This is a genomic window from Curtobacterium poinsettiae (assembly GCF_047226435.1).
In the GTDB taxonomy this organism is placed as follows: Bacteria; Actinomycetota; Actinomycetes; order Actinomycetales; family Microbacteriaceae; genus Curtobacterium; species Curtobacterium poinsettiae.
Genome location: NZ_CP178434.1, coordinates 1,164,054 through 1,180,407, shown reverse-complemented (window position 1 = coordinate 1,180,407; position 16,354 = coordinate 1,164,054). Strand labels below are relative to the sequence as shown.

Genomic DNA, 16,354 nt, shown 5'->3' with positions numbered 1-16,354 from the left:
GGCTACTCGAACCGCACGGTCCCGCGGCCGGAAGGCGGCCGTCTGCCGCCGCCGTCGAGTGCGCGTGCGACAGCGATCCGGACGACGCCGGAGCTGTAGCCCTTGCGCATCAGGAAGCCGGACAGCCGGCGTTCCGCGGTGGCCCGGTCGAGGCCGCGCATCTGCGGCGCTCGCTTGTCGGCGAGTTCCTGCGCGCGGAGGAACTCGTCGTCCTCGTCGTCGGCGGCTTCGTCGAGTGCGGTGTCGATCGCCACCTGGTCGATCCCCCGGCGTCGGAGTTCGGTGACGACCCCCTGGCGGCCGAGGCCCTTGCGCGCGTGCAGCCGGTCGACCAGGTCGGTGGCGAGGGCGACGTCGTCCAGGAGCCCGACACGGGTCAACCGTTCGATCTCGTGCTCGACCACGTCGGGGTCGAGGTCCTGCTGCAGCAGCAGGGTCCGCATCTCGGACTCGCTCACGCCCTTGCGCCCGAGGGCACGGAGGCTGAGCCGTTCGGCGTCCGCGCGCTGTTCGTCGAGCGGACGGGGTGCGTCAGCCGGGTCGATCTCCTCGCCGCCGGCGATGGAGAACACCGACGCGGTGGTGGCGTCGGCGGTCTCGGAGTCGTAGCCGTCCTGCTCGGCCCGGGTCGAGCGCCCGCTGCCGTCACCGATCACGGGCGACACCCATGCTGCTGGGCCCCGGGCACCGTGCAGGGGCACCGGCGAATCGGCGTCGAAGGGTGCCGGGAACTCGTCCGGCCGAGCGTCGCCGGATTCGGGCAGTGCCCACCCGTCGACGTCTCGTGGTTCGTCCGGTGACACCGGCGGTGCGGGGATCGCGGGCGTCCCCGGTGTGACGGGAGCGCGACGACGCGACCTCGCACCGAACAGGTCGGTGACCGGTGCGAGGCCGTCGTCGTCGTGGTCGGTGCTCACGCGCCCTTGCGCTCCGCGAGCTTCGGCGCGATCGACTCGACCGGAGCGTCCTCGGCCTTGGCGCCACCGACGCCGAGCTTGGCGAGGATCTTGCCTTCGATGTCGGCAGCGATCTCGGGGTTCTGGATCAGGAAGGAACGCGAGTTCTCCTTGCCCTGCCCGAGCTGGTCGCCGTCGTACGTGTACCAGGCGCCCGACTTCTTGACGATGCCGTGGTCGACACCGAAGTCGAGCAGCGAGCCTTCGCGCGAGATGCCGACGCCGTACAGGATGTCGAACTCGGCCTGCTTGAAGGGCGGCGCCATCTTGTTCTTGACGACCTTGACGCGCGTTCGGTTGCCCACCGCGTCGGTACCGCTCTTGAGCGTCTCGATGCGACGGATGTCGAGGCGGACGGACGCGTAGAACTTCAGCGCCTTACCGCCCGAGGTGGTCTCCGGCGAACCGAAGAACACGCCGATCTTCTCGCGCAGCTGGTTGATGAAGATCATCGTGGTCTGCGTCTGGTTCAGGCCACCGGCGAGCTTCCGCAGCGCCTGCGACATGAGGCGGGCCTGCAGACCGACGTGCGAGTCACCCATCTCGCCCTCGATCTCGGCACGGGGCACGAGGGCCGCGACGGAGTCGATGACGATGAGGTCGATGGAGCCGGAGCGGACCAGCATGTCCGCGATCTCGAGCGCCTGCTCGGCGGTGTCGGGCTGCGACACGAGCAGGGCGTCGATGTCGACACCGAGCTTCTTGGCGTACTCGGGGTCGAGCGCGTGCTCGGCGTCGATGAAGGCCGCGATGCCACCGGCGCGCTGGGCGTTGGCGATGGCGTGGATGGTGAGGGTCGTCTTACCCGACGACTCCGGGCCGTAGATCTCGACGATGCGGCCGCGGGGCAGGCCACCGATGCCGAGCGCGACGTCCAGCGCCACCGACCCGGTCTGGATGACGTTGACGGGGGCGCGTTCGTCCGAACCGAGGCGCATGATCGCACCCTTGCCGAACTGCCTGTCGATCTGTGCGAGTGCGGTCTCGAGGGCCTTTTCGCGGTCTGCCGGTGATGGCATGGGGTGCTCCTTCGTGCTCGTGTTCGGCCGCCTGTAGGCTGTCGCGTCCACGCCGGCCGATGGTGCAAGGCCGATGGTTCTGCGACAAGGCTTCGGGCTGTTCCCGATGTCCATCAACCTATGGCGAGCCACCGACATCACTGCCGACAGTCACGCGATCTGTGGATGGAGCATCCGGGCGACGCCGCTGTGGAGGAAGTTACCACCGATCGAACACGCGTTCGAGCAACACGCCGAACACAGTTTCGGGTGCCGGACCTGCAGGACCGCGCTCAGTCCTGGGGTTCGGCCAGGCCCTTGCCGTGCCGACGGTCCATCGGGACGTCCTGCGAGTCGCACAGGGCATCCCACACCCGGCGGGCGTCGATGCCGGCGGCAAGGGCGTCCACGGCCGATCGACCGCCCAGCCCCTCGAGCATGACGTCACGGGTGACCACGGACCCGTAGGCCTCGCCGAACACCTGGTCGACGGCTCGCCAGAACTCACTCACGCGCATCCGACCAGCCTAAGCGCGTCGTCGCGGGCCGGAACGCAGAACGCCCCCGCCGGGAAGGACCGGCGAGGGCGTTCGGTGCAGTGCGGTCAGCGCACCGCGAGGTCGTTGTCGAACTCGGCGACGAGGTCGTCCGGGAGCGTGTCGGGGACGGGGGTCAGCCCCTCGACGATCGCGAGGCGGTCGCCCACTTCGCGCATGATGGTCGAGATGGGCGTGTCCAGAGCATCCGCGACGGACGCGAGGATCTCCGAGCTGGCTTCCTTCTGCCCACGCTCGACCTCACTGAGGTACCCGAGCGCGACACTGGCCTTGGACGCGACCTGACGGAGGGTCCGGCCCTTCTGCAAGCGGAAGTCCCGGAGCACATCGCCGATTTCCTGACGAACGAGAACCATGAGAACTCCTCCTCTCTGTCGTCTCCGCGCCCGCTCGGTCCGGTGGAACGAGTTCGGGTTCAGCAACAATAGCGTTGCCGGTTGCAGCATGTTAGCCAGGCTGGCTGCCGTACTGCTGGAGATTTCGTGAGATGTAACCCAGTGGAAACGGGACCTATTCCCGGCCCCGGATCTCGGACGACATCCGTGCAAGGAGTTCGGAGACGGTGGCGTGACGGATTGCTCCCCGGTCACCGTCGAGGTGCAGCTCGAAGGCCTCGGCGCCCGCGGCGGAGGCGATCCCCACGTACACGGTGCCGACGGGCTTGCCGTCCTGCGGGTCCGGGCCGGCGACACCCGTCGTGCTGATCCCCCACGTTGCGGGCTCCCCGTCGACGGACAGCGCGATCCGGACACCGGCGGCCATCTGCCGGGCGACCTCCGGGTGCACGGCGCCCTCGGCCTCGAGCAGGTCCGCCGAGACCCCGAGCACGGAGTGCTTCACGGGCGTCGCGTACGCCACGACGCCACCGCGGACGACGGCGCTCGCCCCGGGCACGTCGACGAGGGTCGCGACGACGAGTCCGCCGGTCAGCGACTCCGCCACGGCGAGCGTCTCGCCCCGCGCCGTCAGTTCGGCGATGAGACCCGGTGCGACCGGCTCGACGGGCGCGGCCTCGGTCGAGGGGTCGGGCCCGGTCATGCGGTGGTGCGGTTGTGCTTCCATGCCTGCCAGAGGTAGTCGATCCCGCTCAGGACCGTTGCCAGGAACGCGGCGGTCATGAGGATGCCGTTGACCCAGTGCGCCCAGTCACCGACCAGGTTCCACCACGGGAACAGCGCCGCCGTCAGCGCGACGGCCTGCAGCACGGTCTTGATCTTGCCTCCGCGGCTGGCCGGGATCACCCGGTCGGAGAGCACTGCGAACCGGAAGACCGTGATGCCGATCTCCCGCACCATGATCAGCACGGTCACGTACCAGGGCAGTTCCTGCAGGATGGACAGCGCGACGAGCGCACCCCCGATGAGCACCTTGTCGGCGATCGGGTCGACGAGCTTGCCGAAGTCCGTGACCAGGTTCTGCCGACGGGCGATGATGCCGTCGGCGCTGTCCGTGACGATCGCCACGACGAAGACGACCGCGGCCCAGATGCGCAGGGGCCCGTCGTTCCCGGCGTCGGTGAGCAGCAGGACGAAGAACAGCGGCGCCATCAGGATGCGCACCACCGTGATGATGTTCGCGACGTTCGCGGTCGACGCCGGGCCGGGGCCCTTGCGCAAGAGCCGCCCGCGCCACGGGAACCTTGCGCCGTGCGTGGTGTTCGTGCTGTCCGAGGCGGTCATCGCCGTCACTCCCTGCCCGTCAGTCCCCACGCGTCCTCATCGGGCTCGTCGTGGACTTCATCGTACCCGCGGGTCATGTCCCCGACGGGGTCGGCACCGTACCGGTCACCGTCGCCGGACGGCGTCGGTGCCGGCGCTGCCGGAGCGGCCGCGGCGGGCGGCTCCTCGCCGCGGAGCTTCGCGAGCACCGCGGGCAACTGGTCGGCGGTCACCAGGACGTCGCGGGCCTTCGAGCCCTCGGACGGTCCGACGATGTCGCGCGACTCCATCAGGTCCATCAGGCGACCGGCCTTGGCGAAGCCGACGCGGAGCTTGCGCTGCAGCATCGACGTCGAACCGAACTGGGTCGACACGACCTGTTCGACGGCCGCGAGCAGCAGTTCGAGGTCGTCGCCGATGTCGGCGTCGATCTCCTTGCGCTCGACCACGGCCTGGACGTCCTGGCGGTACTCGGGCTGGGCCTGCCGCGTGACGTGCTGGACGACCTCGGCGACCTCGCCCTCCTGCACCCAGGCGCCCTGCACGCGGAGCGACTTCGACGAACCCATCGGCAGGAAGAGCGCGTCGCCCTGACCGATCAGCTTGTCGGCGCCGGGCTGGTCGAGGATGACGCGGGAGTCCGTGACGCTCGTCACCGCGAAGGCGATGCGCGACGGCACGTTCGCCTTGATCAGGCCGGTGATGACGTCGACCGAGGGCCGCTGCGTCGCGAGCACCAGGTGGATGCCGGCGGCGCGGGCGAGCTGGGTGATGCGGACGATCGATTCCTCGACGTCACGCGGTGCCACGAGCATCAGGTCGGCGAGCTCGTCGACGACCACCAGCAGGTACGGGTACGGCTTGAGCTTCCGCTCGCTGCCCGCCGGCAGGACGATCTCGTTGTTCTCGATCGCCTTGTTGAAGTCGTCGACGTGGCGGAACCCGAACGACGCCAGGTCGTCGTACCGCATGTCCATCTCCTTCACGACCCACTGCAGCGCTTCGGCTGCCTTCTTGGGGTTCGTGATGATGGGGGTGATGAGGTGCGGGACGCCGGCGTAGATCGAGAGCTCGACGCGCTTCGGGTCGACCAGGACCATGCGGACCTCGGACGGCTTCGCGCGCATCAGCAGCGACGTGATCATCGAGTTGATGAACACCGACTTGCCGGAACCGGTGGAGCCGGCGACGAGCAGGTGCGGCATCTTCGCCAGGTTCGCGACGACGAAGCCGCCCTCGACGTCCTTGCCGACGCCGATCGTCATCGGGTGCTTCGACTTGCGCGCGGCGTTCGAGCGCAGCACGTCGCCGAGCGAGACGATCTCGCGGTCGGTGTTCGGGATCTCGACGCCGATCGCGCTCTTGCCCGGGATCGGCGACAGGATGCGGACCTCGTTCGAGGCGACCGCGTACGACAGGTTCTTCGACAGGGCCGTGACGCGCTCGACCTTGACGCCCGGGCCGAGCTCGATCTCGTACCGGGTGACCGTCGGCCCGCGGGAGAACCCGGTGACCTTCGCGTCGACCTTGAACTCGGTGAGCACCCCGGTGATGGCGGCGACGATGTCGTCGTTCGCCTGGCTGCGCGCGACCGAGGGCGTGCCGGAGCTCAGGGTGGTGGCGGCCGGCAGTCGGTACGGCTTCGACGGGTCGTCGTCGGGCCCGGCGGCGGCCGCGCTCAGCTCGGCGGCGGCGTCGATGTCCTCGGGCTCGTCGACGACCTCGGGCTCGGACAGCACCTCGGGCACCGCGGGACGGATGTCGGCGGTCGGCTCCGGGCGCGCGGGGACGTCGGTGCCGAACGCGCGGAGGGCCTGCTCGGCGTCCTGCAGGTCCTGCTCGACGGAGTCGTTGAGGTTGACCGACGCGGGCTCGGCCGGTGTCAGGTCGACGAGCCCTGCGGCGGCACCGGCGTTCGGGCTCGGAACGGGGGCGACGGGAGCAGCGGGCGCGACGGGCGCGGCAGCGGGCGCGACACCGGTGGCCGGCGGGAGCACCGGGCTGTCGTACGCCGGGTCCTCTTCGCGTCCGGACTTGTTGCGGCGCCACCACGGCACGTTGTCGCCGCCGGCTTCGGCGTCGGCAGCGGCCTGCTCGTCACCGAACCCGAGGTCGTCGAACAGCTGGAAGTCGGCGTCGCCCTTCTTGCCGCGCTTCGAGGTGCGGGTGCGGGCGGCGGGCTCCGCCGCGGCGGCGGCGTCCGCGTCCGGCTCGGCAGCGGGCGCCGGGGCACCGAACAGGTAGGCGTAGAGCTCGTGCAGCCGGCGACCGAGCTTGTTCGGCGGCGTCTTGGTGATGATGAAGAGCGAGAGCACGAGCAGCACGATCGCCACGGGCACGGCCACCCACGCGGTCGCGATCGTGACGAGCCAGCCGATGACCACCCAGCCGAGCACCCCACCGGCGGCAGCGAGCGCGGGCATGCCGTCGGCCGCGCTCGGTCGGCCGCCGAAGACGTGGCAGAGCGAGGCGATGGAGACGATCAGGATGCCCAGACCGATGCCGATCCGGGTGTTGTCGTGCACCGAGGCCGGGTGCCGGAACAGCCACCCGGCGAACACGATCATGATGACCGGCAGGGCGAATGCCAGGCGGCCGAACAGCCCGCCGAACGTGTAGGCGTCGAGTGCGACGGAGACGCTGTTGGTCGGGTTGAGCCACTCGACGACCCCGCCGGCGATGGCCAGCAGGAACAGCAGGAACGGGAACCCGTCGCGCCGCTGGTCCTTCTCGAGGGTCTCCTTGCCGAGCAGCCGGAACATCGCGCCGACGCCGTGCGCCATCGCGAGCCAGAAGGTCACGAGCGGGTTCTGCTCGCGGAACACCGGCGTGGGTGCGGCCTGCGGCAGCTTCTTCGTCGTGGCCTGGGTGCGCGACGAACCGCGCGTCCCGTTGCCACGGGACGACGTGGACGCGCGCGAGCGCGTGGTCGACTTGGTGCCTCCGGCCATGGGCAGAACCCTAACGCCCGCTCAGGACAAACGCAGGAAGGCCCGCCGCAGCGTCCGTGACGGACGCTGGACGGGCCTCCAGGGTGGGGACGGAGGCTAGGCCTCGATGACCACCGGGACGATCATCGGACGACGACGGTGCTTCGTGTTCACCCAACGACCGACCGTGCGACGGACGACCTGCGCGAAGGCGTGCGAGTCGCGCGTGCCGTTGGCTGCGGCCTCGGAGATCGCCTTGGCGATCTGCGGACGCACGTCGTCGAAGACGGAGTCGTCCTCGGCGAAGCCGCGCGACTGGATCTCCGGGCCGATCACGCACTGCCCGGTGGTGAAGTCCACCGCGCAGAAGACCGAGATGAAGCCCTCTTCGGCCAGGACACGGCGGTCCTTCAGGTCGGCGTCGGTGATCTCGCCGACGGTGGAGCCGTCGACGTAGACGTAGCCGATGTCGAGCTGGCCGGCGACCGTTGCGACGCCGTCCTTCAGGTCGACGACGATGCCGTCCTGACCGAGGATCACGTTGCGCGGCGGGACGCCCGTCTGGATCGCCAGGTCGGCGTTCGCGTACAGGTGACGGTGCTCGCCGTGGACGGGGAGCACGTTGCGCGGTCGCAGGATGTTGTAGCAGTAGAGCAGTTCGCCGGCCGAGGCGTGTCCGGAGACGTGCACCTTGGCGTTGCCCTTGTGCACGACCTTCGCGCCGAGCTTGGTCAGCCCGTCGATCACGCGGTACACGGCGTTCTCGTTGCCCGGGATGAGCGACGACGCGAGGATGACGGTGTCGCCCTCGCCGATCTCGATCTGATGCTCGAGGTTCGCCATGCGGGCCAGGACGGCCATCGGCTCACCCTGCGACCCGGTCGACATGTAGACGATCTGGTCGTCGGGGACGTTCTTCGCCTTCTTCGTGTCGATGAGCACGTTCTCCGGCACCCGCAGGTAACCGAGGTCGGCGGCGATCGTCATGTTGCGGATCATCGAGCGGCCCATGAACGCGACCTTGCGGTTCGCGGCCGCGGCGGCGTCGAGGACCTGCTGCACGCGGTGCACGTGGGACGAGAAGCTCGCCACGACGACCTTCTTGCGGGCGCGCATGATGATGTTCTCGAGCACCGGGCCGATGTCGCGCTCCGGAGCGGTGAAGCCCGGCACGTCGGCGTTCGTGGAGTCCGGCAGGAACAGGTCGACGCCGGCCTCGCCCAGACGGGCGAACGCGCGGAGGTCGGTGATCCGGTCGTCCAGCGGGAGCTGGTCCATCTTGAAGTCACCCGTGTGCAGGACACGACCGGCCGGGGTCGTGATCGCGACGGCGAGGGCGTCCGGGATGGAGTGGTTCACGGCGACGAACTCGAGGTGGAACGGGCCGATCTGCTCGGTCTGGTCCTCGGCCACGACGAGCGTGTACGGCTTGATCCGGTGTTCCTTGAGCTTCGCCTCGACGAGCGCGAGGGTCAGCGTGGAGCCGATCAGCGGGATGTCGTCGCGGAGCTTCAGCAGGTACGGGACCGCGCCGATGTGGTCTTCGTGGCCGTGCGTGAGCACGACACCGAGGACGTCGTCGAGGCGGTCACGGATCGGCGTGAAGTCCGGCAGGATCAGGTCGACACCGGGCTGGTGCTCCTCGGGGAACAGCACGCCGGCGTCGACGATGAGCAGCTTGCCCTCGTACTCGTAGACGGTCATGTTGCGACCGATCTCGCCGAGGCCCCCGATGGGGATCACGCGGAGGGTGCCGTTCTCGAGCGGCTGCGGTGTGGAGACTTGTGTGGGCATTCGGTCCTACGGATTCGGGCGACGTGCGTGCTGCGCGCCGCGGTGTTCGCTAGCGGGTGGTGCCTGGCACCTTCGGTAGTGCACCGCCGGCCGCCGCGTTGCGGTCGGGGCGGAAGTTCGAGAAGTCGGCGCCGGGCACGTCGCGCACGGCTTCGAGTGAGGTCTCGATGGCGTACGCCTCGGAGTCCTCGGGGCCGACGAGCGGCAGTCGGACGCGCGGGCTGCCGATGCGGCCGAGCCCGTGCAGGATGTACTTGGCGGCCACGGTACCGGGAACGTGCGTCATCACGGCGCGGACGAGCGGCTCGAGTCGCTTGTGCTCGGCCGTCGCGGTGGCCAGGTCGCCCCGGTTCACGGCGTCGACGATGGTGCGGTACGGCGCGCTCGTGATGTTCGCCGTCACGCCGATCAGGCCGGTGGCACCGATCGACAGGTGCGGGAGCACGTTCGTGTCGTCACCGGAGAAGTACATGAGGTCGGTGTTGTTCAGCACGCGCGAGACCTCGGCGAAGTCGCCCTTGGCGTCCTTCACGGCGAGGATGTTCGGGTGCTTCGACGCGCGAAGGATCGTGTCGTAGGTGATCGGGATGCCGGTGCGGCCCGGGATGTCGTACAGGATCACCGGCAGGTCGGTGGCGTCCGCGATCATCCGGAAGTGGGTGAGGACACCCGACTGTGTCGGCTTGTTGTAGTACGGCGTGACGATCATCACGCCGTCCGCGCCGGCCTTCTCGCTCTGCTTGTACAGGTGGATGGCGTGCGCGGTCTCGTTCGAGCCACCACCCGTGATGATCTTCGCGCGGCCGGCGGCCACGGACTTGCCGACCTCGACCAGCCGGAGCTTCTCCGGGTCGGTGAGCGTCGACGTCTCGCCGGTCGTGCCGGTGACGACGATGCCGTCGGCGCCGGCGGTGATGCAGTCGTCGATGTGCTGCTCGACGCCGGGCCAGTCGACCTCACCGTCGGCCGTGAACGGGGTCACGAGGGCGACGAGGACCTGACCGAAGGGATTCTCACGCGGGGACACGGGCACCAGCGTACCGGGGATGCGCGCGGAGGCCGCCGTCCGTGTGGACGGTCGCCTGCCTGCGGCGCGGCCGGGAGGCCCGGATCACGTCCGTCCCGCCGGTCACGCCCGGCGCGTGGGGGCGCTCAGGCGCGGCGCTGCCACTCCAGGAACCGGTAGCGGGTGCCGCCGTTGCGGGACTCCTGCCACGGGCCCTCGTCGGTGAGCGTCCAACCGGCAGTCTCGTCGAGCGTCGGTGCGACGGTGTCGCCGGGGACGTCGACGTCGATCACGGTCTCGGAGACGACATCGGCACGGTCGAGCGCCGCGGCGTAGACCTGGCCGCCGCCGACGACCCAGACGGTCTCGTCGGTGCCGTCGTCGCCTTCGAGCGCGGCCTGCAGGTCGTGCACCACCTCGGCACCGTCGGCGGTCCACGTCGTGTCACGGGTGAGCACCACGTTGCGCCGACCGGGCAGGGGCCGGAACCGCTCGGGCAGGGACTCCCACGTGCGCCGCCCCATGAGCACGGTCGCGTCCCCGGTGACCCGCTTGAAGTGCGCCAGGTCCTCGGGCACGTGCCAGGGCATGCCCCCGTCGGCACCGATGACGCCGGTGGTCGAGCGGGCCCAGACCATGCCGATCATCAGACGGCGACCGCGGCCTTGATCGCCGGGTGGTGCTCGTAGCCGACGACGGTGAAGTCCTCGTACTCGTAGTCGTCGATCGAGTCGCGCGGGGCGAGCTCGAGCGTCGGCATCGGGTACGCCGTGCGGGACAGCTGCTCCTCGACCTGTTCGACGTGGTTGTCGTAGACGTGGCAGTCGCCGCCGGTCCAGACGAAGTCACCGACCTCGAGCCCGGTCTGCGCCGCGATCATGTGGGTCAGCAGCGCGTACGAGGCGATGTTGAACGGGACGCCGAGGAACATGTCGGCGCTCCGCTGGTAGAGCTGGCACGAGAGCTTGCCGTCGTTCACGTAGAACTGGAAGAACGCGTGGCACGGGGCGAGCGCCATGTCCGGCACGTCGGCGACGTTCCACGCCGAGACGATGAGCCGACGGCTGTCCGGGTTCGTCCTGATCTGCTCGATGACCTGGGCGATCTGGTCGACGTGCTCACCCGAGGGGGTGGGCCAGGATCGCCACTGCACGCCGTACACCGGGCCGAGGTCGCCGTCGGCGTCCGCCCACTCGTTCCAGATCCGGACACCGTGCTCCTGCAGCCAGGTCGCGTTGCCCTCGCCGCGCAGGAACCAGAGGAGCTCGTACGCGACCGACTTGAAGTGCACGCGCTTCGTGGTGACGAGCGGGAAGCCCTTCGACAGGTCGTAGCGGAGCTGTGCACCGAACAGGCTGCGGGTCCCCGTGCCGGTGCGGTCGCCCTTCGGCGAGCCCTCGGTCAGGACCCGGCGGAGCAGGTCCTCGTAGGGGGTCGGGACGGAAGCGTCGGGCTGTACGGTCTCGCTGTCGGTCACACACAGAAGCCTACGTCGGTGTGAGTAGCGTTGCCGGTATGCCCGACACGACGGAACAACCGCTCTCGATCCTGGTGGCCGGCTCGTCCGGCTTCATCGGGACCCCACTCGTCCGCGCCCTGCGCGAGGCGGGGCACCACGTCACCACGCTCGTGCGCCGGGAAGCCCGCACCGCGACCGAGTTCCGCTGGGCACCGGGGCGACGTCCGCTCGACCCGGCGATCCTCGACGGCGCCGACGTCGTGATCAACCTGGCCGGCGCGAACATCGGCAAGCTGCCGTGGACCGACGCGTACCGCAAGGAGATCCGCAGCTCACGCATCGACGCCACCGACACCCTGGTCGAGGCGATGCGGCACGCGACCACTCCCCCGGCGCTGTTCCTGTCGGGCTCGGCCTCGGGCGTGTACGGCGACCGTCCGGCCGACGTGCTGCCCGACGACGCCGCCCCGGGCACGGGGTTCCTCGCCGACGTCTGCACCGCGTGGGAGTCGGCCGCGAACGCCGCCCCCGCGGGGGTCCGGGTCATCACGCTCCGGACCGGCATCGTGATCGGCAAGGGCGGCGGCGCGCTCGCACCCCTCGTCCCGCTGACCAAGCTCGGCGTCGGCAGCCGACTCGGCACCGGCGGCCAGCACTGGCCCTGGATCGCCCTCGAGGACGAGGTCGGCGCGATCGTGCACCTGGCGACCGCGGCGCCGGACGTCTCCGGCCCGGTCAACCTGGCGGGCCCGGAGCCGGTCGTCGCCGACCGCATCACGGAGCACGTCGCCGAGGTGCTGCACCGCCCCTACCTGTTCCGGATCCCCGAGTTCGCCCTGCGCCTGGCGCTGCGGGACGCCGCGGACGACATGCTCCTGTCGAGCCAGCGGATGGTCCCCACGAAGTTGCTCGAGTCCGGCTACACGTTCCGGTACACGCAGGCTGCGGACGCGATCGACGCCGTCTTCTGATCGGACGGCAGACCGGGGGTCAGCGGTCGGCGGCGCGCGCCAGGGCGGTGCGCATCGCCGACCGTGCACGTTTGCGGTCGCCCGCGGCGTCGTAGACCACACCGAGCCGGTACCAGGCACGCCAGTCGACCGGGTCCTGCTCGACCGCGTCGCGGTACCGCGGGAACAGCTCGTCGGCGGCGTCGCGGATCGGACGACCCGACGGCCGCACGGGGACGACGTCGTCCGGTGTGCCGCCCTCGGCCTCGAGCCGTGCGCCGAGCCGCGTGATGCGGATGCCGAAGCGGAACTCCAGGACGAGCAGGAGCGCGCCGATCGCGGCGACGACGAACAGTGCGACACCGATGCCGATGCCGATCGGGATACCGGTGGCGATGAAGGCCACGGCGCGCTGTCCGACGAGCACGATGTACAGGGCGAGCAGCACCGCCATCAGTGCTGCACCCCAGAACGGCGAGCGGATCGTGCGTCCGGCCCGCTCCATGCGGCCCACGACCCTCAGCCGATGCCGAGGACGCTGCCGAGGCCCACGGTGAGCCCCCGCGCCGACACCACGTTCGCGAGCGCCGCACGGATGCCCGCCACGTAGGCGACGTCGTCGTTGGTGTCGTGCCGGATCGTCAGTGTCTCGCCGGGGCCGCTCAGCACGACGTCCTGCACGGCCTTCACCCCGGGCAGCCGGAGCGAGTGGATGGGCACACTGGCGACCTGCTGACCACGGGCGCGCTGGTCGACGTGTGGAGCGTCCACCGGCCCGACATCGCGCCGGGCGTCGGCCATCAGCTCCGCCGTGCGCACCGCGGTGCCCGAGGGTGAGTCGATCTTGCCGGCGTGGTGGGTCTCGACGATCTCGGCAGCCGGGAACCACGGCGCCGCGATCGTCGCCAGGTGGGTGCCGAGCACCGAGCCGATCGAGAAGTTCGGGACGACGAGCACCCCCTGCTCCGGGCGTTCCTGCAGCCCGGTGCGGAGCTTCGCGAGGCGGTCGAGCGACCAGCCGGAGGTACCGACGAGCACGTTCGCGCCGCTCGACAGTGCGTTCTCCACGATCGCCGGGCTGAGCGACGGCACCGTCACGTCGACCACCAGGGCCGCGCCGCCGAAGACGGACGGGGGTGCCTGGTGGGCGCCGTCCTTCGAGGACAGACGGGCGACGAGCTCGAACTCCGGGAGTTCCTCGACGACGGCGGCCACGAGGCCCCCGAGACGACCGGTGGCGCCGACGACGGCGACGGGAGTGACCATGCGGTCCATCCTAGGATCGACGCATGTCAGTCGAGGTCAGGACCGTGCCGGCCGATCTGCCCGAGGTCGACGTCCTGCTCGACGCGTACCTGGACGAGCGCGAGGCGACGTTCCCGAGCGCGCAGGGCACCTACGCACGGAAGCGCACCCCCGCGGCCGAGTTCACGCCGCCGAACGGTGTCTTCGCACTGGCGGACGACGGCGGCGTCGCGATCGGGTGCGGGGGGCTCCGGCGGATCGCGGACGGGGTGGACGCGACCGGCGCCGTCGACGTCCGGTTCGAGGTCAAGCACGTCTTCGTGACACCGGCCGGGCGCGGCAAGGGGGTCGCGACGGCCGTGATGGACCTGCTCGAGCGGGCCGGTGCCGACCTCGGCGCGACGAGCATCGTCCTCGACACGAACGACTCACTCGTCGCCGCGGCCGCCCTGTACCGCAGCCGCGGCTACGAACGCGTCGAGCCGTTCAACGACAACCCGAACGCGACCGCCTGGTACCGCAAGGCGGTGGCCCCGACCCGGACGGGCCGCGGGCCGGACGCCTGAGCCGCCACGGGCCTCCCGGCCGCGCCACCGCGAACCGGACCGGCGGCCGCTAGACGGGCTGGTCGACCGGCAGCCCGGTGCGCAGCTCCACCGGCAGGTGGGCCAGGTCGTTCAGCGTGACGACCTCGGCCGGCTTCGCCGAGCGGATCCGGATGATCGTGAGCGCGGTGTGCGCGACGTTGGTGCCCATCCAGCGCCACTCGGGCGCCTGGAACGCTTCACGCACGAACCAGCCGATCACGGCGTTGTGCGTGATGAGCAGGTCGTGCCGGTCTTCGCGCGCCGGGGTGAACCACTCCGACACGGCGTCGCCCATCTGGGCTTGCCCGGCGACGATCTCCTCTTCGGTGATGCCGCCGTACCAGCCCTGGTAGGCGTGCGGCATGTCCGGCGTCGGGCCCGAGGGGATGCAGTCGAACAGCAGCGTCGAGGGTTCCGGCTGGATCGACGGCAGACGCTGCGACAGGAACGCGGCGGTCTCGCTCGGGGCCTCGAGCGGCGAGTGGTACACGCCGTCGAATGGCACGCCGCCGAGACGGTCGGCGACCAGGGTCGCCTGACGCTTGCCGCGTTCGGAGAGCTTGCCGTCCCGCAGGCCGTGTTCGGCGTCCTGGTGTTCGCCGTGGCGGACGAGGTACAGGTAGTGCGACATGTCCGTGCTCAGCTGCCGATCCCGATGGCCGCGGCGAGTTCGTCCTGCTGCACGGCGCCGACCACCGAGGTGATCGTCGGCCGGGTGAGCAGGTCGCGCGCGAGTTCGAGCACGCCGCCGGTGGTGACGCCGTCCACGCGTTCGAGCGCGGTCGACAGGTCGGTGTACTCCCCCGTGCCGAGCTCGGAACGGCCGAGACGCGTCATGCGTGCGTCGGAGTCCTCGAGCGAGAGCGTCAGCGCACCCTCGATCTGCCCCTTCGCCCGCCGCAGTTCGTCGTCGGTGATCCCGAGGTCGACCATCCGGCGGAACTCCGCGTCGACGATGTCGACGACACCGGCGACGTTGTCCGGCGCGCAGCCGGCGTAGACGCCGAAGGCACCGTTGTCCAGGTAGGCGGGAGCGAACGACGACACCGCGTAGGCCAGACCGCGGCGCTCGCGGACCTCTTGGAACAGGCGCGAGCTCATGCCGCCGCCGAGCACGGCGTTCAGGACGCTGAGCGAGGGCCGGCGGTCGTCGCGCAGGTCGAGACCCTGCGAGCCGCGGAGCATGCTGACCTGCTCGGTCGGGCGGTGCACCACGGACAGCTTCGGCTCGACCGGGTCGGCAACCGTCTGGGGCGTGCGGCGCGGCAGCGGCGCGGCGTCGGGAGCGTCGTGGAAGACGCCGGCGACGAGCTCGCAGAACCGGTCGTGGTCGACGGCACCGGCGGCGGTGACGACGATGCCGTTGGGCGCGTAGTGCTCGCGGTAGTGCGCCAGCACCTCGTCGCGCTGGACCGCACGGATGCTGTCCGGGGTGCCGCCGATCGGACGGCCGAGGGGGTGCCCGCCGAACGCCGCGGCGAAGAACGCTTCGCCCGCGACGTCGGCCGGGTCGTCGGCGGCCATCGCGAGTTCTTCGAGGATGACACCGCGCTCCACGGCGAAGGCCTCGTGCTCGAGCACCGACCCGGTGACCATGTCACCGATGACGTTCACGGCCATCGGGACGTCGGTGTCCCGGACCCGTGCGTAGTAGCAGGTGTACTCCTTGGCCGTCGCGGCGTTGTGCTCACCGCCGACCGAGTCGAACGCGATGGCGATGTCGAGCGCCGACCGCGTCTCGGTGCCCTTGAAGAGCAGGTGTTCGAGGAAGTGCGTCGAGCCGAACTGACCGTCGCGCTCGTCACGTGAACCGACGCCGACCCAGAACCCGATGCTCGTCGACGCGGCGCCCGGCACCGCCTCGGTGAGCACACGGACGCCCGACGGCAACACGGTGCGACGGACGAAGGCCCCACCGGACGTCAGGAACGACGTGTCCGGGGCCCCGAGCGGCAGTGGCACTGGCTGGTTCATCGCAGACGAGCCTACTGATCCGCCGACGCGTGCCGCCCAGTTTCCCGGTCCGGGCCACGTGCCACTCGAAGTGGGGTACAGGAAGTGCGGACAGACCGACTCGTCTGTCTGTCCTCCTTGTGCTACAGTTGGCCACGCCGGATCGAAAGCCCCCCTAAGTTCCGATCCGGCGGCTCGGGACATCAGTCCTGCGCGACCACCGAGTCCCCCCACTCCGGTCGCGGAGCCGATGAGTCCGAG

The 16,354-nt window shown here is 70.4% G+C and carries 17 protein-coding genes; 2 read left to right on the top strand and 15 right to left on the bottom strand.

What is annotated here, in order from left to right; all coding sequences use genetic code 11:
* Positions 1 to 2 precede the first annotated feature (2 nt).
* The 11 genes from ACL00U_RS05535 to ACL00U_RS05485 form a co-directional block, all read right to left on the bottom strand.
* Positions 3 to 917, bottom strand: a complete 915-nt coding sequence (locus tag ACL00U_RS05535) for a regulatory protein RecX (RefSeq protein WP_412873916.1) — start codon at positions 915 to 917, stop codon at positions 3 to 5.
* Positions 914 to 1,975: a recombinase RecA gene (gene recA, locus ACL00U_RS05530; protein ID WP_027464767.1), complete on the bottom strand. Its 1,062-nt coding sequence runs from the start codon at positions 1,973 to 1,975 to the stop codon at positions 914 to 916. Before recA ends, ACL00U_RS05535 begins: the two co-directional genes overlap by 4 nt.
* 272 nt (positions 1,976 to 2,247) lie before the next feature.
* The gene (locus ACL00U_RS05525) at positions 2,248 to 2,472 is read right to left on the bottom strand and encodes a DUF3046 domain-containing protein (RefSeq protein WP_412873915.1); all 225 of its coding nucleotides are present in this window, start codon (positions 2,470 to 2,472) and stop codon (positions 2,248 to 2,250) included.
* An 86-nt stretch (positions 2,473 to 2,558) separates the two neighbouring features.
* Positions 2,559 to 2,867 (bottom strand): helix-turn-helix domain-containing protein, encoded by a 309-nt coding sequence (locus ACL00U_RS05520; protein WP_027464765.1) that lies wholly within the window; start codon positions 2,865 to 2,867, stop codon positions 2,559 to 2,561.
* A 154-nt stretch (positions 2,868 to 3,021) separates the two neighbouring features.
* Positions 3,022 to 3,549, bottom strand: a complete 528-nt coding sequence (locus tag ACL00U_RS05515; protein ID WP_071252361.1) for a CinA family protein — start codon at positions 3,547 to 3,549, stop codon at positions 3,022 to 3,024.
* On the bottom strand, positions 3,546 to 4,190 hold the full coding sequence (gene pgsA, locus ACL00U_RS05510) for a CDP-diacylglycerol--glycerol-3-phosphate 3-phosphatidyltransferase (protein ID WP_284732340.1): 645 nt from the start codon (positions 4,188 to 4,190) through the stop codon (positions 3,546 to 3,548). Before pgsA ends, ACL00U_RS05515 begins: the two co-directional genes overlap by 4 nt.
* Positions 4,191 to 4,195: 5 nt before the next feature.
* Entirely contained in the window at positions 4,196 to 7,120 is a 2,925-nt protein-coding gene (locus ACL00U_RS05505) for an FtsK/SpoIIIE family DNA translocase (protein ID WP_214584614.1), read from the bottom strand.
* Positions 7,121 to 7,216: 96 nt separating this feature from the next.
* Positions 7,217 to 8,893 (bottom strand): ribonuclease J, encoded by a 1,677-nt coding sequence (locus tag ACL00U_RS05500; protein ID WP_017885920.1) that lies wholly within the window; start codon positions 8,891 to 8,893, stop codon positions 7,217 to 7,219.
* 49 nt (positions 8,894 to 8,942) lie between these two features.
* Positions 8,943 to 9,920: a 4-hydroxy-tetrahydrodipicolinate synthase gene (gene dapA, locus ACL00U_RS05495; RefSeq protein WP_017885921.1), complete on the bottom strand. Its 978-nt coding sequence runs from the start codon at positions 9,918 to 9,920 to the stop codon at positions 8,943 to 8,945.
* A 125-nt stretch (positions 9,921 to 10,045) separates the two neighbouring features.
* Positions 10,046 to 10,546, bottom strand: coding sequence for a dihydrofolate reductase (locus tag ACL00U_RS05490; RefSeq protein ID WP_071252357.1), 501 nt, complete (start codon positions 10,544 to 10,546; stop codon positions 10,046 to 10,048).
* Entirely contained in the window at positions 10,546 to 11,376 is an 831-nt protein-coding gene (locus ACL00U_RS05485; protein ID WP_159557761.1) for a thymidylate synthase, read from the bottom strand. Before ACL00U_RS05485 ends, ACL00U_RS05490 begins: the two co-directional genes overlap by 1 nt.
* 38 nt (positions 11,377 to 11,414) lie before the next feature.
* On the opposite strand from ACL00U_RS05485, the gene ACL00U_RS05480 reads away from it, so the two are divergent.
* Positions 11,415 to 12,329, top strand: coding sequence for a TIGR01777 family oxidoreductase (locus ACL00U_RS05480; protein WP_412873914.1), 915 nt, complete (start codon positions 11,415 to 11,417; stop codon positions 12,327 to 12,329).
* Between the two features lie 19 nt (positions 12,330 to 12,348).
* Here ACL00U_RS05480 and ACL00U_RS05475 read toward each other — a convergent pair whose 3' ends face one another.
* Entirely contained in the window at positions 12,349 to 12,813 is a 465-nt protein-coding gene (locus ACL00U_RS05475) for a tetratricopeptide repeat protein (RefSeq protein ID WP_412873913.1), read from the bottom strand.
* Positions 12,814 to 12,827: 14 nt separating this feature from the next.
* Positions 12,828 to 13,574 (bottom strand): 4-hydroxy-tetrahydrodipicolinate reductase, encoded by a 747-nt coding sequence (locus tag ACL00U_RS05470; RefSeq protein WP_031259197.1) that lies wholly within the window; start codon positions 13,572 to 13,574, stop codon positions 12,828 to 12,830.
* A gap of 23 nt (positions 13,575 to 13,597) precedes the next feature.
* Between ACL00U_RS05470 and ACL00U_RS05465 the strand changes: the two genes are divergently transcribed.
* Positions 13,598 to 14,119 carry a GNAT family N-acetyltransferase gene (locus ACL00U_RS05465; RefSeq protein ID WP_412873912.1) on the top strand — a complete coding sequence of 174 codons (522 nt, stop codon included), beginning with the start codon at positions 13,598 to 13,600 and terminating at the stop codon, positions 14,117 to 14,119.
* 49 nt (positions 14,120 to 14,168) lie between these two features.
* On the opposite strand, the gene ACL00U_RS05460 is transcribed toward ACL00U_RS05465, so the two are convergent.
* Entirely contained in the window at positions 14,169 to 14,771 is a 603-nt protein-coding gene (locus tag ACL00U_RS05460) for a histidine phosphatase family protein (RefSeq protein WP_017885928.1), read from the bottom strand.
* Between the two features lie 8 nt (positions 14,772 to 14,779).
* Positions 14,780 to 16,114, bottom strand: coding sequence for a M16 family metallopeptidase (locus ACL00U_RS05455; protein WP_159557755.1), 1,335 nt, complete (start codon positions 16,112 to 16,114; stop codon positions 14,780 to 14,782).
* Positions 16,115 to 16,354: the final 240 nt, after the last annotated feature.